Genomic DNA, 23970 nt, shown 5'->3' on the forward strand with positions numbered 1-23970 from the left:
CGTAATAACGTAAGTTAACGTAATTATATTATTTTTGGGAAAAAAATATTTTTTTTGATGGAAAAAATCATCCCATTTACTATTAAAGATCTTGCAAAAATTACGAACCACAGAAGTGGCGAAATAAAATTTGGAGAAAAAATGATAACCGTTCCAAAAGAGACCGATCCTGTTGATTTTCTAAAAACTTGCGAGGCAAAATATGTCTTGTTTGGAATTCCGGAAGACATAGGTATAAGGGCTAATTTTGGCAGGCCTGGCGCCGCATCTGCTTGGGATAGCGCCATTAAAAGTATCGCTAATATTCAGCATAATCGGTTTTGTAAAGGAAGCCAACTTATTGTATTAGGCCAGTTGAATGTTAGTGCCGAAATGAGAGAAGTAGAACATTTGGATTTTAATGATATTGATGATCGATCCAAATTAAGTCAGTTAGTAGAAAAAATTGACAAAGAAGTTTCCCATATAATCTTCAACATTGTAAAGTTGGGCAAAATTCCTATAGTTATAGGTGGTGGCCATAATAATTCTTACGGAAACATAAAAGGATCTGCACTCGCAAAAGGCAAACCTATTAATGCTATAAATTTTGATGCCCATTCTGATTTTAGAATTTTAGAAGGACGTCACAGCGGTAATGGTTTTTCATATGCTTATGAGGAAGGTTTTTTAAAAAAATATTTTATTTTTGGTTTACACGAAAATTACACTTCCAAGAGTGTTTTGGACATCATTAAAAAAATAGAAGATCGCGTACGCTACAATACCTATGATAGCTTAAACATTAGAAAAGAAAAAGAGTTTAATCAAGAAATGGATCTAGCCTTAGAGTTTGTAAATGATGATTTTTTCGGAATCGAGATTGATTTAGATTCAATTCCAAACATTGCCAGCAGTGCCATGACATTGAGTGGTTTCTCAGTCGAACAACTTCGCCAGTTTATATCCTTTTTTGCAAAAAATAAAAATGCAGGGTATTTACATATTTGCGAAGGCGCACCTGATTTAGGCGAAGAAAAAAACAACCATTTAGTAGGAAAGCTTATTGGGTATTTAGTAACTGATTTTATTAAATCTAATACGATGTAGCCTGTTTTATTGATGAATTTCTGGATTTAAATTCCGCAAATTCTAATCCTAGAATACCATATAAACATTCATCAAAAATAATAATACTATCTTTGCGACACTATCTATGTACTTAATACAAGATATTTAATACCAAAAATATGTTATTCGAAGATTTATCGCTCTCAAAAAGTATACAAAAAGCCGTATTTGAACAAGGCTACCTTAACCCCACTCCTATTCAAGAACAATCTATCCCTATTGTATTAGCGGGAAGAGATTTAATAGGTTGCGCACAAACCGGAACTGGAAAAACAGCTGCGTTTGCTATTCCAATCATACATCAATTACACCGAATTGTGGGTTCTTCAAAAAAAGCCAAACAAATTCGTGCTTTAGTAGTTACTCCAACCCGAGAATTAGCAGTCCAAATTGGGCAAAGTTTTGATACATACGGTAAGTACACAAATCTGACTCAACTTACTATTTTTGGAGGCGTTTCACAAAATCCGCAAGTGGATACCTTAAGAAATGGTGTGGATATTTTGGTAGCGACACCGGGAAGATTGCTTGATTTACACAAACAGGGTTTTATTGATTTAGATCACTTGCACACTTTGGTTCTTGACGAAGCAGATCAAATGCTTGATATGGGATTTGTAAATGATGTAAAGAAAATTGTAAAGCTTACGCCAAAAAACAGACAAACACTATTTTTCTCAGCTACAATGCCAATGGCTATCCGGGAATTAGCCGAAATGTTTCTAACTGATCCAGCAACAGTAACCGTATCGCCAGTTTCGTCTACAGCCGAAAATGTAGAACAACGTGTTTATTTTGTTGAAAAAACAGAAAAAAGAAATTTACTCTATCATTTAATTAAAAATGAAAATCTATCCGATGTTTTGGTTTTTTCAAGAACCAAGCACGGCGCTGATAATGTTGTAAAAGCATTACGAAAAAATAATATTGCCGCAGAAGCCATTCACGGTGACAAATCACAAAATGCAAGACAACGCGTTTTGGACGCTTTCAAAAACAAAGAAATTGGTGTTCTTGTAGCTACTGATATTGCAGCCAGAGGAATTGATATTGACCAATTGCCTTTTGTAATTAATTTTGATTTACCCAATATTCCTGAAACCTATGTTCACCGTATTGGTAGAACCGGTCGTGCGGGAAATGGAGGTATTGCAATTTCTTTTTGCAGTAAAGACGAACATACCTATTGGAAAGACATCCAAAAACTAATAAAAGTGGATGTAAAAACCGTAAATGACCATCCTTATCCTTGGCATTCCGGAAGCCCGGAAACGGCTCCTGGATCTCAACAAAAAAATTCAAACCGTAGTGGTGGAGCTCACAAATCGAGAAAATCAGAAGTTTCCAAACAAAATAAAAAACGCTGGTATTAATTAGGTACCACTCTTTAATTTTTATCTGTAAGAAATGCCTTTTGTCAATAAAACAAAAGGCATTTTTAATACATAAAAGCCTTATTTTGAGTTAATTATATGTTAGTTGTTTTTAAGCAAATAAAGATTTTATTAAATTTGTTATCATTTATTTTATATCACTTGATATCATTATTCTAAATAATTTAAAAATACAAAATCATGGGAACTTTAGTTAAAAGAAACAGCTCATTTCCAACAGTGAATACCCTTTTTGATGATTTTTTTTCAAAGGATGTATTTGATTGGTCTGATAAAAATTTTTCTACTATAGGCAGTAACTTACCTTCAGTAAACTTAAAAGAAACAGATAATAAATTAGAAGTTGATCTGGCTGCCCCAGGCATGAAAAAAGAAGATTTCAAAGTTGAAATTGACAACAACATGCTTATGATATCTTCAGAGAGAAAAGAGGAAAAAGAGGAAACAAGAAAAAAAGATAATTATTATAGAAGAGAGTTTAATTATCAATCTTTTTGCAGATCTTTCAGTCTTCCTGAATACATAGATGAAAACAAAGTAGAGGCAAGTTACAAAGATGGTATTCTACATGTTACCATTGCAAAAAAAGAGGGCAGCATGAAAAAAGCGCATAAAACTATTGCCATTAAATAAAAAAAACTTTTGATGTATTTATATTAAAATCGTTAAACCATTTAGATCCTGATATAAGGTTTTTTTTATGGTTTAACGATTTTAACATTATTCCTAAAACACTTTTTGTTGTTAATAACATAAAAAACGCTGATAGGACTCTAATCAAAACTAAAAAAACACTACACTTCAATCGTGTTTTTAGTTTCCGAAATAAGGATATTGATAATTTCAAATAATTTTGTTGGGTCGAAAGGTTTTACGATAATATCATTCATTCCTACTGAAAGAGCTTCTTCTATAATCTCTTCTTTATGAAAAGCCGTTAATGCAACAATGGGGGTTTCTATGCCTTTGAGACGAATTCTTCTAGAGGTTTCAAAACCATTAATCAAAGGCATATTAATATCCATCAATATAATATCAAAATCCTTTTCTTCTAATAGTTTTATAGCTTGGAATCCATCATCAGCGAGAGTACAAGAATAATTATTTTTTAGGAGAATTTTTTCAGTAACAATTTGGTTAATCTTATTGTCTTCCACTACTAATATCTTCAATAGTTTATTTGAAGATAAATCAACCTGAATATTATTTATTATATCATTTGTTTTATCAGTATTACATTCAAATGCTATCGTAAATGTAAATTCAGTTCCTAGACCCAAAGTACTCTCCAATGAAATATCGCTTCCAAATAATTCTAACAAACGCTTTACAATAGACAAACCTAAACCTGTACCTTGATAATCTTCTTCTTTTCTTCCAACTTGCACAAATTTTTCAAAAACCTTATCTTGGTCTTCAACTGCTATACCAATCCCATTGTCCTTTATTTTAAACTCCAGAGAATGTGATTTATTTACAACTTTTACTAAATTTATAGTAATAAATACTTCTCCGTTTTTAGTGAATTTCAAGGCATTACTCACTAAATTAATAATTATTTGAGAAAGTCTTAATTTATCTCCAATTAAATATTCCGGAATCGTAGGGTCTATCTTAACGATGACAAAATTATTATTATTTTTTGCAATAAATGATAATGAATTTTTTATCATGTGAATTTCATCAGATAAATTAAAAGTCGAATTTTCAAGAATAATTCTGTTCTCTTCAATTTTATTAATTTGAAGAACATCATTAACGAGTGACAATAAATATCTGGCTGAAAATTTAAGAGAACTCAAATGCGGACTATCAGCTAATTCTTTATGCTCATCTAACAACATATTTGTAATTCCTACCACTCCATATAAAGGAGTCCTTAATTCATGACTGATTGTAGAGACAAATTGTGATTTTAGTATTGATGCTTCTTCTGCTTTTTCTTTGGCAATTATTAATTCCCTATTTGTTTCAGAAAGCTCAACATTCGTTTTCTTCTTATAATTATTATTTTTGAATAAAGAATAGAGCAATAGCAACAATACTAAAAATATAATAATAAATAGCAGTACTATAGTTTTAGATTTTTCTAAACTTTGAAGTTGAGCCTTTTTTTCAATTTCAATTTTATCTATTTCCCTTTTATACTCGTCTAATTCTAAATTTATTCCTGCTACATTTGCTTTATTAAGTTTTTCTTTATTGTAGAGTTCATCAGTAATTACATTATAACGTTCGAGATTTTCATATGCTTTTTTATGATCTCCTTTTTTCAGTAAATATTTAGAGTATTCTAGATGCGCAAAGGACAAATCTGACTTTTCATTTCCTGCTTTTCCAAATTTTATAGCATTTAAAAAAAATGATGTCGCTTTATTATGGTTTTCTTTGTATGCATAATACATTCCATTTAGCATATTTAAAGCTACAATGGTTGTTTCATCACCATATTTTTTATTGTATTTATTGATGAATTCCAAACTTGGTAAACCTTTTTCAAAACGACCAATATCAAAATAAGCCCAGGCAATATTAAGTTTGGTCATAAAAACCTGATTAGTGTCTGCTAATTTTTGACTGTACTTAAGGGAGTTTTCATAAAATTTTATTCCTTCTACATATTGTTTTTTCTCAAAACAATAGATATTACCTAAATTGTTATTTATCCTTTTTCTTAAAATGTCATTATTCGTCTTATCAGCATAGGATAGACTCTTGTTATAGAAAAATATGGCTTTATCAAATTCAGCCATCTCAGCATAATTCGCTGCAATTGTAATATTGGAAATAGCAATAGCATATAAATCATTAGCGTCAATAGCGGAACGAAGTGCTACTTTAGAAATATCCAAAGATTTTTCAAAATTAGCATCCTTTAAGTATTGGGACGCTTGATCCGTTAATTTAGTGATTTCTTTCTTTGAATATATTCTTGTCTGTGCAATTGAATTACCACCAAAATAATTTAATACAAACAATAGTAATAAAACAATCCGTAAATGATACATAAACAATTAGAGTTTATCAAATATACATTTTTTAATAAAAAAAGGAGTGATACACACACATTATATATTAAAATAAACAGAATAAATAGATATTCAAAAAAGAGGATTGCTAGCCGTAAAATTAAAAAATGTTTTCAATTTAATTTTTAAACATAAAAAAACCTGCTCAACTAATTGAGCAGGTTAAATATATATTTACAGGAAAAACTTAAAATTACAACTATTCTGAAATTACAGCTTCATTTTCATTTTCATCATCACCTTCCCATTGCCCAACAACGGATGTAGCCAAGGCATTCCCTAAAACATTTGTTGCACTACGAAACATATCGCAAAAATGATCTATTGGTAAAATTAATGCGATTCCTTCAATTGGAATATCAAACATACCGCAGGTTGCAGCCACTACTACTAAACTTGCTCTTGGAACACCTGCAATACCTTTGCTGGTAAGCATTAAAACTAAAAGCATGGTCATTTGTGTTCCTAAATCTAAATCTATACCGTAGGCTTGAGCAATAAAAATACTGGCAAAAGTCATGTACATCATACTTCCATCCAAGTTGAAAGAATACCCAAGTGGTAACATGAAAGAAACGATTCTGTCTTTTACTCCAAAACGTTCTAATTCTTCCGTTAATTTTGGAAAAACTGCTTCGCTACTGGTTGTTCCAAAAGCAATAATCAAAGGACTCACAATTCTTTTAAGCAAAACAGTCATCCTGCTTTTTAGAAAAATATAACCTACCACAATTAATACCAGCCAAAGTGATGAAATCCCCACTAAGAATGAACCAAAAAATTTGAAATATGTAATTGCTAATTCCTGAAAATCTCTTACGGCGAATACTCCGGCAATCGCACCAAAAACACCTATTGGAGCAAACTTCATTACGTAGTTTACCATTTTAAGAACAATATGAGAAGTTTTATCTAAAGCATTTGTAACAGGCTTTACATAATCTCCCAATGCTGCTGCCGCTAAACCAAAGAAAATAGAAAAAATTACAATTTGTAAAATCTCATTGGTAGCCATTGCTTCAAAAATACTTTTTGGAACAATATGCTCTATAAAATTTTCAAAAGATAAACTTTGTGTTTTTGCTGTAACTTCTGATGCTGAAGCTAAATCAACGTTTGATAGATTAAGCCCAACTCCTGGTTCAAGTATGTTTACAAAAAACATTCCCAATAATAACGATACGAATGAAGCCGTAAAAAACCAACCCATTGCTTTACCGCCTATTCTTCCTACTGCTTTAATATCACCCAGTTTTGCAATTCCTACAACAAGTGTTGTAAAAACTAATGGTGAGATAATCATTTGGACTAATCTAATGAAAACTGTTGCGAGGATTTTAATTTTTGCACTAAATCCTTGGGCTGCTTCCGCAGAAATTGAATTATGAATTATAATACCTAGAATGGCACCCAAAACCATAGCTATTAATATTTGTCCCGTTAATCCTGAAAAAAAAGATGGTTTTTTAGTTGTTTTGGTATTCATTAAATTGATTGTTAGGTTTTAGTCTTAGCCCTGATTATTTTTCTTCTATTTTCATAAGTGTTGAGTAAATTTTCTTTACAACAATATGTTTTTCTTGTTTGCTGCCAAGCAAGGGAAAGATTAAAGCAGGAAAAGCTTCAAAAATTAGTATTAATAGGTTTTGTTTATCAAATAAAAATCAGCAAGTACAATGGCTGCCATTGCCTCAACTATAGGCACTGCGCGTGGCACTACACAAGGATCATGACGTCCTTTTCCAGTCATCTCGGTAATATTACCTTTGTTATCCAATGATTCTTGTTTTTGCATAATTGTAGCTACAGGCTTGAAAGCCACACGGAAATAAATATCCATCCCATTACTAATTCCGCCTTGGATTCCTCCCGAAAGATTTGTCTTAGTAGTACCGTCAGGATTGTATAAATCATTGTGCTCGCTTCCTTTCATCTTAGCTCCGCAAAAACCGCTTCCAAATTCAAATCCTTTTACTGCATTGATTGAAAGCATGGCTTTGCCCAATTCAGCATGAAGTTTGTCAAACACCGGTTCTCCTAAACCAATAGGCACATTTTGAATCACACAAGTTACGGTTCCACCAACAGTGTCCCCTTGTTTGCGAATATCACGAATATATTCCTCCATAATTACCGCTGATGCTTCATCAGGACAACGAACAGGATTATTTTCAGTTTTTGAAAAATCTAATTCTTGGTATGGTTTTTCTAAAAAAATAGGACCTACTGAAGAAACGTAAGCATTGATTTTTATTTCTGGCAACATTTGTTTGGCTACCGCTCCAGCCACCACTCTGCTGGCGGTTTCACGTGCAGAACTTCGTCCACCACCACGGTAATCACGAACACCATATTTTTTTTCATACACATAATCGGCATGACTGGGTCTGTAATTATCTTTTATATGAGAGTAATCGTCTGATTTTTGATTGGTATTCGGGATAATGAAACCTATGGGCGTTCCAGTTGTTTTACCTTCAAATATTCCGGAAAGAAATTGTACATCATCCGGCTCTTTACGTTGGGTAACTATAGCCGATTGACCCGGCTTTCTTCTTGACATTTCAAATTGAATCGCATCTAAATCTATAGTTATTCCAGGAGGGCAACCATCTATTATACCGCCTAATGCTTCACCATGTGATTCTCCAAAAGTTGTTATTCTAAATAGTGTTCCGTAGCTATTTCCTGCCATTATAATTAGTTTTGAACAAAAGTACCATTTTAGTTTAAAGTTTAAAAGCTTATCCCGAGATTTCGGGATAAAGTTTTAAGAAACATTTCACATTTATTGATATTAATTTAATCTTGTCTTAGATTTCTTAACCTTTAATTTCATTTCTATTGCTAATAATTCTATTAATTTGGTAAACTTCAAATTCAAATACATTGAAAAAAAGAAAAGTCGAGTTAGTGGTGATTTCAGATGTGCACCTTGGAACTTTTGGTAGTCATGCTAAAGAACTTTATAATTATTTATCTTCTATAAAACCTAAAACGTTAGTCTTAAATGGCGATATTATAGATGTATGGCAATTCCGAAAATCCTATTTTCCAAAAGCACATTTAAAAGTCATACAAAAAATTATAAGTTTTGCATCCAAAGGAACTAAGGTTTACTATATTACAGGAAATCATGACGAAATGCTCCGGAAATTTAGCGACATGAATATGGGTAATTTCGCATTGGTTGACAAGTTAGTTTTAGATCTCGATGACAAAAAAGCTTGGATATTTCATGGTGATGTTTTTGATGCTTCTGTACAACATTCAAAATGGATTGCCAAACTTGGCGGTTTAGGATATGATTATTTAATACTTTCAAACCGTTTTGTCAATTGGTGTTTATCCAAATTAGGGAGAGAACCGTATTCTTTTTCTAAAAAAATAAAAGCAAGCGTCAAAAAAGCAGTAAAACACATTTCTGATTTTGAGAAAACAGCCACCGAATTAGCTATCGAAAACAACTATGACTATGTTATTTGTGGGCATATCCATGAGCCGAAAATGATTCATAAAGAAAACAAAAACGGATCAACTTTATATTTGAATTCAGGAGATTGGGTGGAGAACTTGACCGCATTGGAATATAATAAAAAACGTTGGAAATTATACAGCTATTCCGAAACAAACTATGTTGAAGAAGAAAATCTTTTTGAAATGGAAGATATTTTAAGCAATCAAATAGTGGCTTCAGCGCTTTTCACTAAACAAAATATCCTAATGTAATGCCAATATAAAAAAGTATCAAAATTCTAAAAAAACGTAAATTATATAACTTTTATATAAAATTTTATAAACTTCATATCCTGCTAAATTATACATTTGTATCTATAAAAACTTACTTATGAAAAAAATTATTTTAGCGGCAATAATGTTAATTAGTTTAGCATTTACCGCACAAGCACAAGACATTTCGAAAAACGCATTGGGATTACGTTTAGGTGGTAATAATGGTTTTGGTGGAGAACTTTCTTACCAAAGAGCATTAGGAAGCAACAATAGACTTGAACTTGATTTAGGTTGGAGAAACAGAAGTAACTATAACAATAATGGTTTTGATGACAATGCAGTAAAATTAGCAGCTTTGTACCAATGGGTATGGAACATTGATGGTGGTTTCAACTGGTATGCTGGTGTAGGTGGTGGTGTAGGAAGCTACAGCTATGATGACAGAGACAACAATTCATTTAATGAAACGTTTGTATTTGCTGCTGGAGATATTGGTATTGAATACAATTTTGACATTCCTTTGTTAATTTCATTAGATTTCAGACCTGAGTTTGGAGGAAATGGATATTACGAAAACAATTACGGTTCTGATATTGCACTAGGACTTAGATACCAATTCTAATATTTTTAGAAAACATATTAAAAACGCCACTAGAAATAGTGGCGTTTTTTTATTTAAAAATAATCTCTTTCTTAGAATTTATTTTGACTACACAAAAAGGATTTGTAAAAGCTTGTGTGACCATGCTCCCGGGCTCAGGGCTCGTTTCTTTTATGGTGATAACTATATTTTTATCGGTTTCAACTACAGTATCAATTCCTATACTATAACCTCCCGAAGTTTTTTCACCCATATTCAAAACTATAAAATTAGAAGTCTGAATATCATTCGGACTAATTTTATTTTTTAAATTTTCATCATTCTGTAGCATTGCAATTTCATTTGGCTCCGAAAGAATCTCAAAAAAACGAATACTTGCACCGCCATTCGTCTGTTGGGTCAAGACTTCATATAAAGAATTTTTATCGGAACTTTTTGTAGATGTTGCACCACAGGAAACTAAAGTTACAGCCACTAGTGATAATAATATTTTTTTCATTGCAGAATTTTATTGATTAATAGATTAAATTAAAAAAACGTTACTTGCTTCTATTATAGAAAAATGTAAAATCTATGCGTATTTTTTTATGGCTTTTTTATATAATTCTTCATAAAGTGGTAAGATGTTTTTGATGTCGAATTGTTTTGCAACTGACAGTGCATTTTCTTTAAATTTCTGAAGAGTAGCATCGTCTTTTAAAATTTTCAAAGCGTTTTGTGCCATTTCATCCGTGTTCCCCACATCACTCAAATATCCGGAAATACCGTCAAAATTCACTTCTGGTAAGCCTCCCGAATTACTCGAAATTACAGGAACACTCCAAGCCATGGCTTCTAGAGCGGCAAGTCCAAAACTTTCGGTTTCAGATGGCAACAGGAATAAATCAGTATAACTCAAAATTTTATCGATTTCATTACTGTTTCCAAAAAAGATGACTTTGTCCTGAATTCCTAATTCCTGACATAAATATTCTGCTTTTTCTTTTTCAGGACCATCCCCTACCATCATCAATTTAGCAGGAATCTCTTTTTGAATAGTATAGAAAATTTTAATTATATCCGGAATTCGTTTTACTTTTCTGAAGTTACTGATATGAGTAATGATTCGCTCATTTTCCTTTGCCATTACGGAACGATGACAAGCAATAGTCGGATCATTGACGTTTTTATCTAATTCTATAAAATTAGGAATCACCTCAATTTCGTTTTTTATATTAAATAATTTATGGGTATCATCTTTCAAACTTTGGGAAACCGAAGTAACAAAATCCGATTTGTTAATGCTAAAAGTCACTGCTGGTTTATAGAATGGATGATTCCCTACTAATGTAATATCAGTTCCGTGAAGTGTAGTCACCATTGGGATATTAATTCCTTCATCTTTCAGCATTTGTTTTGCCATATACCCCGCATAAGCATGTGGAATAGCATAATGCACATGAAGCAATTCGATTTTATATAACTTTACCATGTCAACTAATTTGCTTGACAAGGCCAATTCGTAAGGTTGATAATGAAACAATGGATATTCAGGAACATTCACTTCGTGGTAATGCACATTTGCATTTAAAAGCGCCAAACGAACGGGTTGGCTATACGTTATAAAATGAATTTCGTGACCACGTCTTGCCAATTCAAGACCTAATTCTGTAGCGACAACACCACTTCCTCCAAAGGTAGGATAACAAACTATTGCAATTTTCATCTATGTGTTTTAATGAAACGAATTTAAGAAAAATAGGAATGCCTTTTATGGAAATTTAAGTTAAATACTATAAAAAAATAAAATTTCATTCATTGTATTCTTACTGAGCATTTAACTAAGAGACTGTTTAAAAATTTAAGATAAATAATTCTTATAGTTAGAAACTCACGCTAGCCCAAAAGATGCTTTCGCCAGCAGAGGTGAAAGTAAAAATCATGGATATTGCAGAATTAATTGTAAACACACAGGATTTGTAAATATAAAGTATTATTGAAAGGTTAAAATTCTAGATGACTCTAATCTTTTTTGTTTGCTGAATTCAAGTTTTATAAAAATTTTCATTTTTGTAAATAATGATTTATTGGTTTTTTTTTAACATTTTTAACATTTACTTTTCTTTTAAATTAATGAAAATGAGTTATTTAACAGATCTTTATGCTTTGTGCCGAATATATTTTATCAATATATTTAAAAAAAGTAGATTCGTTCTAGAATTTAAATCCAATGATTATGTAATAAAAAATACCCTTTATTGCATTTCTATCATTTAGTTTATTTTACCTCTTTTAGGGATTTTTCATTTTTAGAGCGACTGTATCCCTGTAGTATTTTTATCAAAGTTATGTGTAGAATTTTAATCTGAATTTTTATTAACTAAATCTTTAAATATTATGAGAAATTTTAAATTATTGTCGGTGTTAATTTTAACAATTTTATTAGGAGTAAGTTGCTCTAAAGAGGATTTACAATCTTCAGCAGCAGAAAATGAAGTCGCAACTGCAAATAGTGTATTCGAAACTGCAAATGCAAAAAACAATTCTCCGGGCAGTTTAACCGCACGAGGAGGAAATGGCGCCCCAAGTGGAGCACATTACAATCTGAACATCATTGGTGTATCTAAAGGGAAAAATCCTGATTTCAGTGGTGGTAACGGGCACAGAATCTTTGTTCCACTGGGATCTGCAGGAGGAGTAGCCAGAACAAAAATCTTGTTAGCGAAAGGCGACTTTGCGGTATTGGATGCCAACGGCACCGATGGTGAAGCCACATTCCAACTGCCTGAACCCGATGCAACAAACGATGGAGTAACAGATTATTCTGTTTACGTTCGTGGCTTGGGCAAGCCAGGGGGCAGTGCACAGATGAAATCCTGCTATTGGGATCAACAATTAGCGTTGGAATACTGCAGCTCAGGAGAATATATCTTAGATATTTCTGCACACGGAAATAACAATAAATTCCAAAACGTTACCAACCAATTGCTGTATGTATGGGCAGATATTGATGGTGACGGAGATTTAGACAGAACAGAACTCTTCAGCGATCCATTAGACACCTACTACTGGTACTTTGATAATTCAGGCTTGAAAATAGCTCAACTAAGATTCTATCCTGGTGTTGGAACGCCTGTATGGAATGATCCTGAACCTGCTAACTAAATCAGAAGGATTATTATCAGAAACACAGAAAGTCTCTGCTTTTATGCAGAGACTTTTTTGAATTGCTTAAACCTGTTGCATATATCTCAAATAGCTTTTATTTTTAACTCAAATTTACTTATGAATACTATCCACAACACCTCTAGTACCCTCCTCAACAAAGAAACTGCTCCATTAAAGAGGAAAAAAATCTTTACAGCAGCATCTTTCTTAATATTGCTTACCCTTATTGCTGTTGTATTATTTTTCAATAAAAGGGAGCCTTCTTCAGTTTATGGTTCGTATAAGATCTATAGCAATGATCCTATAGTTAACAAGTTTACTTCCGGACAAGATATCTATCTGAAAATAAACAATGACCGAACCATTATTTATCATACTACCATCAATGGGAAGCCAAAATTTCATAATACAGGAGTTTTTACCCTGGATGAAAAAACAAATACCTTAGCCATTCAATGGAAAGACGGGAAGCTTCCATCAAAGTTAAAAATTGAAAAACAGGGAGAAGGTTACGTAATCAAAATTGGCACAACTGTTTATATGAAGGAAAAGGCAAACGGTTAATTCAAACTTATAGTGCTATGAATCCGCATTACGCTTTGCTTTTCCAAAGAAACTTTCGTTAAATAAATTTTAATTTAAAACTTCATTCTCTGAATTCTCACCGCATTTAAAAGAGCCAAACACACTGGTTGACTATAGTTATAAAATGGATTTCGTGACCACGTCTTGCCAATTCAAGACCTAATTCTGTAGCGACAACGCCACTTCCCTCCAAAGGTAGGTTAACAAACTATTGCAATTTTCATGAATGTATTTTAGTGAAACGAATTTAAGAAAAATAGGAATGTCTTTTATGGAAATTTAAGTTAAATACTATAAAAGATAATTGCATTGTTTCATGCGCTATTTGTCCTTTCCAGACCTTTTTTTATTAATCCATTTATTCACTTTATAGCTGAGATAAGCCGAGCCGCTTCCTATAATTGCTCCTGCAAATACATCACTTGAATAATGAACCCCTAAATGCATTCGTGAATATCCTACTGTTCCTGCCCATACAAAAGATGGTGCAATTACATACCATTTGGGATATGCTATGCTCAGTGATGTTGCTGTTGCAAAAGCTAAAGAAGTATGTCCGGAAGGAAATGAACTCTCCACTGCCGATGTTGCTTGATCAATATCGGGATAGGTTTCAAATGGTCTGTCCCTTTTCATAGTATGTTTCAATGCAGTGGTAATAAATGCATTGACTAAAAATGTTTCTCCTATAAAAATTGCCTGTTTCTTGATGGCACTATCTTTCTTTATTAAACCAACAGAATACATTATAATGGGAGTTGCAACACTAAATGGAACCGCACTATTCGTCACTAATTTAAAAGTAGGATCTAAGTTCTTATTTCTATCTACATTAATATCGCGTAGCATATTTATATCCATATTTTGAGCATTTACAAACGTCATGCAAAAAAGCAATACAATTAAATTGACTTTTGTAAAAACGGTATTCTTATTTTTCATCAAGCTATTTTTAGCTCAAATATACTATAATACAGGGTGAAATTTGAAACTAAGTACTTCAAATAAAACTCACAAAAGTGCTTTTAATAGCAATAGCCCAAATGAAATTGTTTGCTAATTTCATTTGGGCTAAGTACTAATTATATAACTAAAATTAGGCTAGTGTACAATCGCTTCATAAATTACCTTCTGGATATCTTCCCGAATGTTTTCTTTAGATAATCTATTTTCACCTGCAACTGGAAAAGTTCTATTGGATAAAAATACATAGACAATTTGCGTTTCGGGATCGGCCCAAGCCATAGTTCCGGTATAACCGGTATGGCCAAAACTTGTCATGGAAGCACAACCGCATGTAGGTCCTTCAGTACCCAATTGTGGTTTATCAAAACCTACCCCTCTCCTATTTCCTGCAGCACAAAAATAACACGTATTGAAATCTTCAAATGTTTTTTCAGAAAAATACTGTTGATTGCCATAACTTCCTTTTTGCAAATAAAGCTCCATCATTTTAGCCACATCCATAGCATTCGAAAAAACACCGGCATGACCCGAAACTCCGCCTTCTAAAGCAGCTGACAAATCGTTGACATCCCCTTGCAAAAGCTGATGACGGAAATACGTATCTGTTTCTGTTGGAGGAATTCTGTTTTTATCAAATTTAGTCAATGGATTGAAACTGGAATTATTCATTCCGAGTGAGCGATAGAAATTCTCTTGAATTAAAACATCCAATGTTTTACCCGTTGTTTTTTCTAAATAATCCTTCAAAATCATAAAAGTAAGATCACTGTACTTGTATTCTTTTTTCAATGAAACTTTACTCTTAACAATCATTTTCATAATTGTGTCGCTAAAATCGTTCCTTATAAAAAGGCTGTCTGTCAATCGTTTAGAAAACTGCTCTTCCGAAATTTTTCTGAAATATTTTTCAGAAGGAAATTTCGATTTGTCCACTGTCGCTTTATAAAATGGAATTCCTGCTGCAAGTCCTGCATAATGAGACAATAAATCCTTAAAATTAATATTCGCCTTATTCGAATCTTTAAAAATGGGAGACATTGTTCCTAACGTTGTTTCCAAATTTATTTTTTGCTGATTGTATTGCAGCATTACATTGGGCAACGTAGCCAGAATTTTTGTCAACGAGGCAACGTCATAGATATCTGAATTTTCAACTTTTATAGTTTTATCATAGGTATGATGTCCAAATGATTTTTGATAAACTACTTTTCCTTTTCTAGCTACCAAAACCTGAATTCCGGGTGTCATTTTACCATTAATCGCTTTATTGGCGATAGCATCAATTTTCGACAAAATTGCAGCATTCATTCCTACATTTTCAGGAGTTGTGAATCCCAAGCGATTTAACTTTTCGGTTGGTAATCCATCATTTACTTTAAAACTTGAATTTATAGAAACCGGTAATTTTCCTTTGGCTTCAATCGCTCCAAAAATTAGTTCTGCAGAAACAACTTGTGCAATAGCGCTGTTTTGATAGGAAACAACCAATCCTTCGATATCATCAAAATTTGTAATGGGTAATAACGAATAGGGTTTGGCAAAAACATTCAGAATTACATTATTATTTTTGGCTAAAAAATTGATCTTAAATAATTCATTTGATTTTAAATCGTCATTTTTGAAAGCAACATCCGATTTGTGATATCCAATGATTACAGTTGTAAACGGTTGTAATTTTACTTGTAAACTGTCCAGATTTGTATCTGCAATTACAGTTACCTCGGTGTATTTTTTCAAAGTTGAAACAAAAGCATCATTGCTGTCATCTCCTATTTTTACATAAGCTATTTTTTGTTTGTCCAAATTTTTTATTGGTAAAACAGCAGCCGTATTTTTTAGAACTGTAACTGCATTTTCATACAACTCATACTGTAAAGCATCATTTTTAGATGAATTTAAATCGTCATATAAATTATCCGATACAATAGGTTTATAAGAGTTTAAACCCGCTTTATATTTGAATTTCAATATTTTCTTTACAGAAAAAGCCAATCTTTCGTCTGTAAATAAATTAAGAGAATAAGCAAGCTTAAATTTCTCAATAGCTGTAGAAACATTTTCAGGAAATAACAGTACATCGTTTCCAGCCATAAAAGCTTCAAAATTGATTTCGCTGGGTATCATGAAGTTGCTCACTCCTTTCATATTCAAAGCATCGGTAAAAATAAGTCCTTTGAATCCCAATTCTTTTTGAAGAATATTGGTTACCACATTATAGGAAATAGAGGAAGGATAATTAGGTCTTGATTCTAAACTGGGAACGTTTAAATGCGCCACCATAACAGACGAAAGTCCTTCATGAAACATTTTTCTATAGGGATAAAACTCTACTAGCTCTAATCTTTCTTTAGAAAAATTAATGGTTGGTAATCCTTTATGAGAATCCGTTTCGGTATCACCATGACCGGGGAAATGCTTTCCGGTAGAAAAGATTCCTTGGCTCTGAACGCCTTTCATTAAAGCAATGGCCCGCTCTGAAACTTTAAATTTATCTTCACCAAAAGAGCGAAAACCTATAATGGGATTTCTGGGATTTGTATTGATATCGAGAACCGGGGCAAAGTTAAATTGCAACCCCAATCGTTTGCTTTGTTCCCCCATTTGAGCACCAACCTTCTCCAACAATTTCATGTCCTGGATGGCTCCAAGTGTCATATTCCAAGGATAGCGATACGTAGAATCAAGTCGCATACTCAATCCCCATTCAGCATCACTACCAATAAACAAAGGGATTTTGGACTTCGATTGAAAACGATTGGTTAATTTAACTTGACGAACCGGACCTCCTTGAAAGAAAATTAATCCTCCAATTTTGTTGTCCTGTATCAGTTTATCAATGACGTTGAAGTGTACAGTATCTTTATTAGAATAAGCGGCAACCATAAATAATTGCCCAAATTTTTCCTCTAAAGTCATTGCATTGTAAACACTATCAACCCATTTATTTCCTTCGGGAGATAATTCAAAAAGTCTAGGAGTATTACTTAAAGCTATACTGTCCAAATTTTTTGATTTGGACGGACCGTTAGTTAAAATTACTTTATTCTTATTAATTTTTGTCCCAATACAACTTGAAGCTACAAAGAAAAGTAAGACATAAAATAAAACAATTTTGACGCCTATTTTTCTCATGGTACTGTTTTGTTTAAAAAAAGCGACTATGCCAACTATCGATGGCTGGAACTTCCCAAGATTCATTGTACTCTTCTATATTATTGACTAAATTATTGAAAACTATTGTATTTTCAGTAACCGCTTTATCTTTTACCATTTTCTTGAAATCAATCAAAGGCTTATGCGCAATATGCTCTCCTAATTTGAAAGTCACATTCATTTTATCCAATAAATCAACCGTATACTTTTGTTCTAAACTTTGAATAAATTCTACAGAAGAATCAATAGAACAACCCGTAGCTGCTTGTACATCCTGATTTACAGCAATAATGATAAATCGGTTATATTTTAATTGATACGATGATTCTAAACTGGTACCATGTGCAGCCCAACCTTCAAGAAAGGATTGCAAGGCAGTTTCTATTTCAGAAAATTCGGCATCCGAAAATTTTCTGTTTGATTGATAAATCCAGATTTTAGATTCTTCGGGTAAATTTTCAAATGGAACGTACATGCGATTTTAGATTTTAGATTTGTGATTTTAGATTGCAGATTTGTGAAGTTTAGGTGTAATAAGTTAAAAAGCACTACTGATTACTAAAAAACTGAACACTGAACACTAAAGATCCTGCGCATTGGCAATCAATTCCGCAATATCCATAACTTTTACTTCGCCTTCCTTTTCTTTGTTTTTAATACCATCAGTCATCATGGTGTTACAAAAAGGACAACCCGCAGCAATTATCTCTGGTTTTGTTTCTAATGCATCTTCGGTTCTTTCAACGTTGATTTCCTTATTTCCAGGCTCAGCATCTTTAAACATTTGGGCACCACCGGCACCACAACATAAACCGTTAGCTTTAGAACGCTTCATTTCTACTAACTCGGCATCCAATTTAAGAATTAAATCTCTTGGTGCTTCATACACATTATTGGCTCTTCCTAAATAGCAAGGGTCATGAAAAGTAATTCGTTTTCCTTTAAATTGTCCTCCTTCAATGGTCAATCTTCCATCATCTAATAATGATTTCAAAAATTCTGTATGGTGAACGACTTCATATTTTCCGCCTAATTCCGGATATTCGTTTTTTAAGGTATTGAAACAATGCGGACAAGCTGTAACAATTTTTTTTGCTTCGTATGCATTCAAAACCTCAATATTCATCATGGCTTGCATTTGAAACAAAAACTCATTACCGGCTCTTTTTGCAGGATCTCCAGTACAACTTTCTTCAGTACCTAAAACAGCAAAAGAAACATTGGCACGATTCAAAATTCGAACAAATGCCTTTGTTATTTTCTTTGCTCTATCGTCAAAACTTCCTGCACAACCTACCCAAAATAAAACTTCTGGTTGTTTCCCTTGAGCTAACATTTCGGCCATAGTTGGCACTATTAAATTCTCTGACATACTATTTTGTTGATTCGGTTATTTGCTTATTTGGTTAATCACAAATTCTTAATTTGTAAATCGGTTATTCAGTAAATAAATAACCAGTTAGACGATTTAACGACTATTCGTTTTTCCAATTCAATCGATCTTGCTGATTGTATTGCCAAGGCGCACCGTTATTTTCTATATTAGTCATCATTGCATTAATTGGCATTGGTGCAGCACTTTGTTCCATTACTAAATAACGTCTCATATCCATGATAATTGAAAGCGGACTAATATTTACAGGACATTCCTCAACACAAGCATTACATGATGTACATGCCCAAAGTTCTTCCGGTGTAATATAATCGTTTAATAATGTTTTGTTGTCCGGAATAAAAATACCTTTATTGGCATCAATATTTCTTCCTACTTCTTCCATTCGATCTCTTGTATCCATCATGATTTTACGTGGAGACAACTTTTTACCTGTTATATTCGCAGGACAAGATGAAGTACAACGACCACATTCCGTACACGTATAAGCATTCAATAACTGAACCCAATTTAAATCCTGAACGTCACTTGCTCCAAATTTACTTGGAACTGCATTTTCATCCACTGGTGCTGCCGCAAAGGGATCAGCATTAGGATCCATCATCAGTTTTACTTCCTTGGTAACGGATTCTAAATTATCAAATTGTCCTTGAGGATTTAAATTCGCAAAATACGTATTTGGAAATGCTAACAGAATGTGTAAATGTTTAGAAAAATAAAGATAGTTCATGAAAATCAAAATCCCAGTAATATGCAACCACCAGAATATTTCGGAAAGAAGCATCACTAATTCATTAGACATTCCATTAAATAATGGTTCAATAAATTGACTGATTGGAAACGAACCTGCTTTAATAAAATGTGAAAAACCTCCAGGTACATTCTGTAAATGCAAATCAGAAGCATTCATTAATAAAAACAATGTCATTAGAACTACCTCAAAATACAAGATATAATTAGCATCGTTTTTAGGTGCTCCGGTCAAATCAGGATTAGCAAATCGCTTTAGTTTGATGATATTTCTTCTTATCCAAAAAGAGATTACAGCAACTAAAACTAAAAGAGCCAAAATTTCGAATGAAGCAATTAGCACATCGTACGTAGTTCCTAAAAAAGCAAAAACACGATGTGTCCCAAAAAGTCCATCAATAATAATTTCTAATAATTCTATGTTTATAATTACAAAACCTACATAGACTATAATATGCAATGCTCCAGCAATAGGTCTTTTCACCATTTTAGATTGACCAAGAGCAATCATGGCCATATTAGTCCATCGTGCTTTGGGATTATCGGAACGATTTACATCGGTTCCAAGATTTATATTTCTAATTATTTTTTTAACGTTTGTATAAAAATAACCAAAACCGATTACCAAAAGGATGGCAAATAAAATATTGTCTAAATAGCTCATAATTGCTAATTTTTTACATTAGATATAGAATCTTTTACAGGAGCAACATAAGGCTTGTTTTTCTTTCCGAACAAAGAAACATTGACATATCTGGTTGGATAAAGTCTTACGTCTTGCAATAATAATTCTAATTCTTTTGTTGTACTTTTAATATTTTGGTAGAAAGCATCATCGTTCAATAATTTACCCATAGAACCTTTACCGGATTCCAAACCGCTCATAATACCATCGACTCTGCCTAAAGTTGCATTTAGGTTTTTTACCGTTTTTCCTAAATCGGCTTTATTCAATGAATCAGATATTTTAGAAAAATTCCCGGATATTTTATTAAAATTGGTAACAACACCATTTATTTGAGTTTTATTATCATCTAATAAAGTGTTAAGACTTAAAGAAACTTTGTGAAATTGTTCAATAGTCTTGCTTAATTCCGCTAAAGAAACTTTTAAATCCTGCTGCCCTTTTTGGTCCAAAACATTATTCAATCCTGAAATCAATTTATCAGTAGTTCCCAGTAGTTTTTCAAATTTTTCTTGAAGTGGTGCTAATTGATCTCCTACTTTATCTGTAAGTCCTAATTTCACTCCGCCTTCTAATTTTTGACCATCAACAGCTAGTATTTTATCATTAAAATTAGGAATAATTGCAATTTGTTTTCCTCCAATAAATCCTGGCTCATAAATAGAAGCTGTACTCGATTTAGAAATTGGGAAATCCGTTTTTAATTGTAATTCAACTAATAATACACCTGTATTTTCATCTATTGTAATACTGCTAACTTTACCAATAACTAAACCGTTTAGCGTAACGGGCGCAGATGTGGCTAAACCTTCTACACTTTTATATTCAACATAAAATGTTTTGTAATTGGTAAAAAGGTCTCTTCCTTTCAAAAAACTGTAGCCCCAGATAAATAATAAAATAGATGCAATTACTAAAATAGCAGTTTTAATTTCTCGTGTTATTTTCAAAATTTAAGTATTTTTTACAAATTTAATATAAAATATTTGACTTGTTGTAATTATTTAAGCGCTTCTTGAATACTAATATTCTTTCCATCTTTGATTGCAATTATATACGCCGAAGCATATCCTTTGGATTTTACCACTTTTAAATCCTGTTTTGCGGTATTATAGTCTGATGTTAAGCCATATGCGTACTTATATAAAGATCCATTACTTGTTGTTACCGAAACATTTTTTAATCCTTTAAAATTCGAAGAATTTAATTTAATGTTTTTATTTCCGGCTGCAAATTGAACTTTAAAAACCACATCTGAATTTTGTGTTTTCGACTCTTGTTTCTCTATAATGCGCTTTGATTTAGTACTCTTTGAAGTGTCTTTTCTTTCATTTTCGACTACTTTTTTGGATGGAAGCTCTTCATAATTTTCATTGGATTGCGTTCCAAAATATTCTTTTTTATAAGCAATGATAGCCGATGCAATAGCTTCTGCCATATTATTTTGTCCTTCCTCTGAATTTAAATAAAGTCCTTCCTCGCTATTGGATAAAAAACCCAATTCAATCAATACACTTGGCATATAAGCGGCATCCAAAACCCATAAAGGAGTTTGTTTTATACCTCTTGATTTTCGATGTAATTTATTTTTAAAATTATTTTCAATTTTTGAAGCCAGATTTATACTTCGATCTAAATAATCTTCTTGCAGAATTTTTAATCCAATCAAAGTTTCAGGATTCTTGGGGTCAAATCCTTTATAGGTTTGCTTGTAATCTTTCTCCAGTAATATTACCGAATTTTCTTGTTTAGCAATTTCTAAATTACCTTTACTTCTTGCTAAACCCATTACAAAAGTTTCTGTACCAAAAGGAACTGGATTTTTAACCGAATTGCAATGTACAGAAACAAATAAATTAGCATCGATACTATTCGCTTTTTTGGGTCTGTCCTTTAATTCTATAAAAACATCAGTTTTTCTGGTATGAACAACTTGAATATCATTGTCTTTTTTGAGGTGTTTTTCTAACTTTAAAGTCGTTTTAAGCGCAATTTCTTTTTCAACAAAACCATGATAAGAATTCCCCGGATCTTTACCTCCGTGACCCGCATCTAAAATAACAGTGAACTTTTGATTGGATTGAGAAAAAGCATTGAAGCAGAAAAAAAGAAATAGAACTAAAATTGTGGTTTTGTCTCCTCTGGTTATTTTCAAAATATGAGTATTTTTTTTACAAATTTAATATAAAAAGGATAAGCTATTATTATTTAATTACATCTTGAATGTTAATTTTTTCTCCGTTTTTAAATGCGATCAAAAATGCGGAATCATATCCTTTTTCTTTTGCCTCGTTTAATTGCTTTTTTGCTTCATCATAATCCGCAGTTTCTCCATACATATATTTGTAAACTTTGTTTTCAAAGGCTACAGAAATATTTTTAAGTCCGTTAAAATTTTTCGGTACTAATTCTAATCTTTTACTACTGGCTGAAAGTTGTACTTTGAATAAAGTTTTAGAATCGTCAACCGTTTTTTTTACTTGTGTTGATTCTCCTGCAGGTTGAGAAGTCATTTTTGGTTTCGCTGGAGCAACAGTATCTCTTATAGGTTTTTCATTAATTTTTTGCGAAGGCGACTCTTCAAAAGCTTCAGTTTCACCAGTACCAAAATATTCTTTTTTATAACTGATAATTGCCTCTGCGATAGCTTTGGCAATTTCATTTTGACCGTCTTCTGAATTTAATGTATTTCCTTCAATAGAATTTGAGATAAACCCCATTTCGATCAATACTCTTGGCATGTATGCTTTGTGAAGCACCATAAAAGGGGCTTGTTTCACTCCTCCTCCTCGTATTTTTTTTCCTAAATCTGCGAAAGCATCTTCTACCTTACTTGCCAGCGAAATACTATTGTCTAAATATTCCTCCTGCATCAAGGTCATTCCAATCATAGTCTCGGGAGAGTTTGGATCAAATCCTTCATACTTTTGTTTGTAATCTTTTTCCAAAGTAATTACAGAGTTCTCTTTTTTTGCAGCCTCAAGATTTGAAGCAACTTTACTCAAACCCATCACATAAGTCTCAGTACCATCGGCAGCAGTATTTCTATTGGCATTACAATGAATCGAAACAAAAATATTAGCGTTAAACCTATTGGCAATATTGGCTCTTTCAATTAAATCAATGAATACATCTGTTTTTCGGGTATAATTGACATCCATTTGTTTTGTAGACTCTAATAGCTTCCCCACTTTCAAAACTACTGCCAAAGCAATATTTTTTTCCACACGCCCTTCATAAACCGCTCCAAAATCATGTGCTCCGTGACCCGCGTCTAAAGTTACCTTGAAAATATTGCTTTGACTAAAGCCCGATAAAGAAATTATCGTCAAAATAAAAGTTAATATTGTTTTTATTTTATATGTAATATGCATAAATCCAAAAGTTAATTTAATTAAAACACTACCGTCATAAAATTTTTTATT

The 23970-nt window shown here is 32.4% G+C and carries 20 protein-coding genes and 1 pseudogene; 7 read left to right on the forward strand and 14 right to left on the reverse strand.

The annotated features are described in order from the left end of the window. Positions 1–57 precede the first annotated feature (57 nt). From ACNQGX_RS08525 to ACNQGX_RS08535, 3 genes are all read left to right on the forward strand, one after another. A complete protein-coding gene (locus ACNQGX_RS08525; protein ID WP_417975482.1) occupies positions 58–1089 on the forward strand; it encodes a formimidoylglutamase in 1032 nt (343 codons plus the stop codon). 140 nt (positions 1090–1229) lie between these two features. Then, on the forward strand, positions 1230–2483 hold the full coding sequence (locus tag ACNQGX_RS08530; protein WP_417975483.1) for a DEAD/DEAH box helicase: 1254 nt from the start codon (positions 1230–1232) through the stop codon (positions 2481–2483). A gap of 201 nt (positions 2484–2684) precedes the next feature. Beyond that, on the forward strand, positions 2685–3137 hold the full coding sequence (locus ACNQGX_RS08535; RefSeq protein ID WP_417975484.1) for an Hsp20/alpha crystallin family protein: 453 nt from the start codon (positions 2685–2687) through the stop codon (positions 3135–3137). 161 nt (positions 3138–3298) lie between these two features. Here ACNQGX_RS08535 and ACNQGX_RS08540 read toward each other — a convergent pair whose 3' ends face one another. From ACNQGX_RS08540 to aroC, 3 genes are all read right to left on the reverse strand, one after another. After that, positions 3299–5482, reverse strand: coding sequence for a tetratricopeptide repeat-containing hybrid sensor histidine kinase/response regulator (locus tag ACNQGX_RS08540; RefSeq protein WP_417975485.1), 2184 nt, complete (start codon positions 5480–5482; stop codon positions 3299–3301). 250 nt (positions 5483–5732) lie between these two features. Beyond that, on the reverse strand, positions 5733–7019 hold the full coding sequence (locus ACNQGX_RS08545) for a dicarboxylate/amino acid:cation symporter (RefSeq protein WP_417975486.1): 1287 nt from the start codon (positions 7017–7019) through the stop codon (positions 5733–5735). Positions 7020–7169: 150 nt separating this feature from the next. Then, positions 7170–8228 carry a chorismate synthase gene (gene aroC, locus ACNQGX_RS08550; RefSeq protein WP_131915918.1) on the reverse strand — a complete coding sequence of 353 codons (1059 nt, stop codon included), beginning with the start codon at positions 8226–8228 and terminating at the stop codon, positions 7170–7172. A gap of 194 nt (positions 8229–8422) precedes the next feature. Here aroC and ACNQGX_RS08555 point away from each other — a divergent pair, with 194 nt between their 5' ends. Both ACNQGX_RS08555 and ACNQGX_RS08560 read left to right on the forward strand, forming a co-directional pair. After that, a complete protein-coding gene (locus ACNQGX_RS08555; RefSeq protein WP_417975487.1) occupies positions 8423–9262 on the forward strand; it encodes a UDP-2,3-diacylglucosamine diphosphatase in 840 nt (279 codons plus the stop codon). A 118-nt stretch (positions 9263–9380) separates the two neighbouring features. Beyond that, positions 9381–9887 (forward strand): hypothetical protein, encoded by a 507-nt coding sequence (locus ACNQGX_RS08560; RefSeq protein WP_417975488.1) that lies wholly within the window; start codon positions 9381–9383, stop codon positions 9885–9887. A gap of 49 nt (positions 9888–9936) precedes the next feature. On the opposite strand, the gene ACNQGX_RS08565 is transcribed toward ACNQGX_RS08560, so the two are convergent. Then, a complete protein-coding gene (locus ACNQGX_RS08565; RefSeq protein WP_417975489.1) occupies positions 9937–10365 on the reverse strand; it encodes a protease complex subunit PrcB family protein in 429 nt (142 codons plus the stop codon). Positions 10366–10437: 72 nt separating this feature from the next. Continuing rightward, positions 10438–11571 carry an N-acetyl-alpha-D-glucosaminyl L-malate synthase BshA gene (gene bshA / locus ACNQGX_RS08570; RefSeq protein ID WP_131915914.1) on the reverse strand — a complete coding sequence of 378 codons (1134 nt, stop codon included), beginning with the start codon at positions 11569–11571 and terminating at the stop codon, positions 10438–10440. 671 nt (positions 11572–12242) lie between these two features. On the opposite strand from bshA, the gene ACNQGX_RS08575 reads away from it, so the two are divergent. Next, positions 12243–13010 (forward strand): hypothetical protein, encoded by a 768-nt coding sequence (locus tag ACNQGX_RS08575; RefSeq protein ID WP_417975490.1) that lies wholly within the window; start codon positions 12243–12245, stop codon positions 13008–13010. Positions 13011–13130: 120 nt separating this feature from the next. Beyond that, positions 13131–13577: a hypothetical protein gene (locus ACNQGX_RS08580; protein ID WP_417975491.1), complete on the forward strand. Its 447-nt coding sequence runs from the start codon at positions 13131–13133 to the stop codon at positions 13575–13577. Positions 13578–13681: 104 nt separating this feature from the next. Here ACNQGX_RS08580 and ACNQGX_RS08585 read toward each other — a convergent pair. The 9 genes and pseudogenes from ACNQGX_RS08585 to ACNQGX_RS08625 all read right to left on the reverse strand — a co-directional run. Then, positions 13682–13822: pseudogene (locus ACNQGX_RS08585) on the reverse strand (N-acetyl-alpha-D-glucosaminyl L-malate synthase BshA); the annotation flags it as partial. A 97-nt stretch (positions 13823–13919) separates the two neighbouring features. Beyond that, the gene (locus tag ACNQGX_RS08590) at positions 13920–14540 is read right to left on the reverse strand and encodes a phosphatase PAP2 family protein (protein WP_417975492.1); all 621 of its coding nucleotides are present in this window, start codon (positions 14538–14540) and stop codon (positions 13920–13922) included. Between the two features lie 159 nt (positions 14541–14699). Then, positions 14700–17696, reverse strand: coding sequence for a glycoside hydrolase family 3 N-terminal domain-containing protein (locus tag ACNQGX_RS08595; RefSeq protein ID WP_417975493.1), 2997 nt, complete (start codon positions 17694–17696; stop codon positions 14700–14702). 13 nt (positions 17697–17709) lie between these two features. Then, a complete protein-coding gene (locus ACNQGX_RS08600; RefSeq protein WP_131915911.1) occupies positions 17710–18192 on the reverse strand; it encodes an ABC transporter ATPase in 483 nt (160 codons plus the stop codon). A gap of 105 nt (positions 18193–18297) precedes the next feature. Next, positions 18298–19089 (reverse strand): (Fe-S)-binding protein, encoded by a 792-nt coding sequence (locus ACNQGX_RS08605; RefSeq protein WP_091206088.1) that lies wholly within the window; start codon positions 19087–19089, stop codon positions 18298–18300. A 103-nt stretch (positions 19090–19192) separates the two neighbouring features. Further along, positions 19193–20524 carry a 4Fe-4S dicluster domain-containing protein gene (locus ACNQGX_RS08610; protein ID WP_417975494.1) on the reverse strand — a complete coding sequence of 444 codons (1332 nt, stop codon included), beginning with the start codon at positions 20522–20524 and terminating at the stop codon, positions 19193–19195. A 5-nt stretch (positions 20525–20529) separates the two neighbouring features. Then, positions 20530–21495, reverse strand: a complete 966-nt coding sequence (locus ACNQGX_RS08615; protein WP_417975495.1) for an MlaD family protein — start codon at positions 21493–21495, stop codon at positions 20530–20532. Between the two features lie 50 nt (positions 21496–21545). Then, a complete protein-coding gene (locus tag ACNQGX_RS08620) occupies positions 21546–22700 on the reverse strand; it encodes an N-acetylmuramoyl-L-alanine amidase family protein (RefSeq protein WP_417975496.1) in 1155 nt (384 codons plus the stop codon). A gap of 49 nt (positions 22701–22749) precedes the next feature. Continuing rightward, entirely contained in the window at positions 22750–23919 is a 1170-nt protein-coding gene (locus tag ACNQGX_RS08625) for an N-acetylmuramoyl-L-alanine amidase family protein (protein ID WP_417975497.1), read from the reverse strand. Positions 23920–23970 lie beyond the last annotated feature (51 nt).

The sequence above is a fragment of the Flavobacterium glycogeni genome (assembly GCF_048286775.1).
GTDB lineage: Bacteria > Bacteroidota > Bacteroidia > Flavobacteriales > Flavobacteriaceae > Flavobacterium.

Excerpts from the sequence above, each read along its gene's own strand:
- ACNQGX_RS08525 (WP_417975482.1), top strand. The coding sequence starts at position 58 with ATGGAAAAAATCATCCCATTTACTATTAAAGATCTTGCAAAAATTACG.
- ACNQGX_RS08530 (WP_417975483.1), top strand. The coding sequence starts at position 1,230 with ATGTTATTCGAAGATTTATCGCTCTCAAAAAGTATACAAAAAGCCGTA.
- ACNQGX_RS08535 (WP_417975484.1), top strand. The coding sequence starts at position 2,685 with ATGGGAACTTTAGTTAAAAGAAACAGCTCATTTCCAACAGTGAATACC.
- ACNQGX_RS08545 (WP_417975486.1), bottom strand. The coding sequence starts at position 7,019 with ATGAATACCAAAACAACTAAAAAACCATCTTTTTTTTCAGGATTAACG.
- aroC (WP_131915918.1), bottom strand. The coding sequence starts at position 8,228 with ATGGCAGGAAATAGCTACGGAACACTATTTAGAATAACAACTTTTGGA.
- ACNQGX_RS08560 (WP_417975488.1), top strand. The coding sequence starts at position 9,381 with ATGAAAAAAATTATTTTAGCGGCAATAATGTTAATTAGTTTAGCATTT.
- ACNQGX_RS08565 (WP_417975489.1), bottom strand. The coding sequence starts at position 10,365 with ATGAAAAAAATATTATTATCACTAGTGGCTGTAACTTTAGTTTCCTGT.
- bshA (WP_131915914.1), bottom strand. The coding sequence starts at position 11,571 with ATGAAAATTGCAATAGTTTGTTATCCTACCTTTGGAGGAAGTGGTGTT.
- ACNQGX_RS08575 (WP_417975490.1), top strand. The coding sequence starts at position 12,243 with ATGAGAAATTTTAAATTATTGTCGGTGTTAATTTTAACAATTTTATTA.
- ACNQGX_RS08580 (WP_417975491.1), top strand. The coding sequence starts at position 13,131 with ATGAATACTATCCACAACACCTCTAGTACCCTCCTCAACAAAGAAACT.
- ACNQGX_RS08590 (WP_417975492.1), bottom strand. The coding sequence starts at position 14,540 with ATGAAAAATAAGAATACCGTTTTTACAAAAGTCAATTTAATTGTATTG.
- ACNQGX_RS08595 (WP_417975493.1), bottom strand. The coding sequence starts at position 17,696 with ATGAGAAAAATAGGCGTCAAAATTGTTTTATTTTATGTCTTACTTTTC.
- ACNQGX_RS08600 (WP_131915911.1), bottom strand. The coding sequence starts at position 18,192 with ATGTACGTTCCATTTGAAAATTTACCCGAAGAATCTAAAATCTGGATT.
- ACNQGX_RS08605 (WP_091206088.1), bottom strand. The coding sequence starts at position 19,089 with ATGTCAGAGAATTTAATAGTGCCAACTATGGCCGAAATGTTAGCTCAA.
- ACNQGX_RS08610 (WP_417975494.1), bottom strand. The coding sequence starts at position 20,524 with ATGAGCTATTTAGACAATATTTTATTTGCCATCCTTTTGGTAATCGGT.
- ACNQGX_RS08625 (WP_417975497.1), bottom strand. The coding sequence starts at position 23,919 with ATGCATATTACATATAAAATAAAAACAATATTAACTTTTATTTTGACG.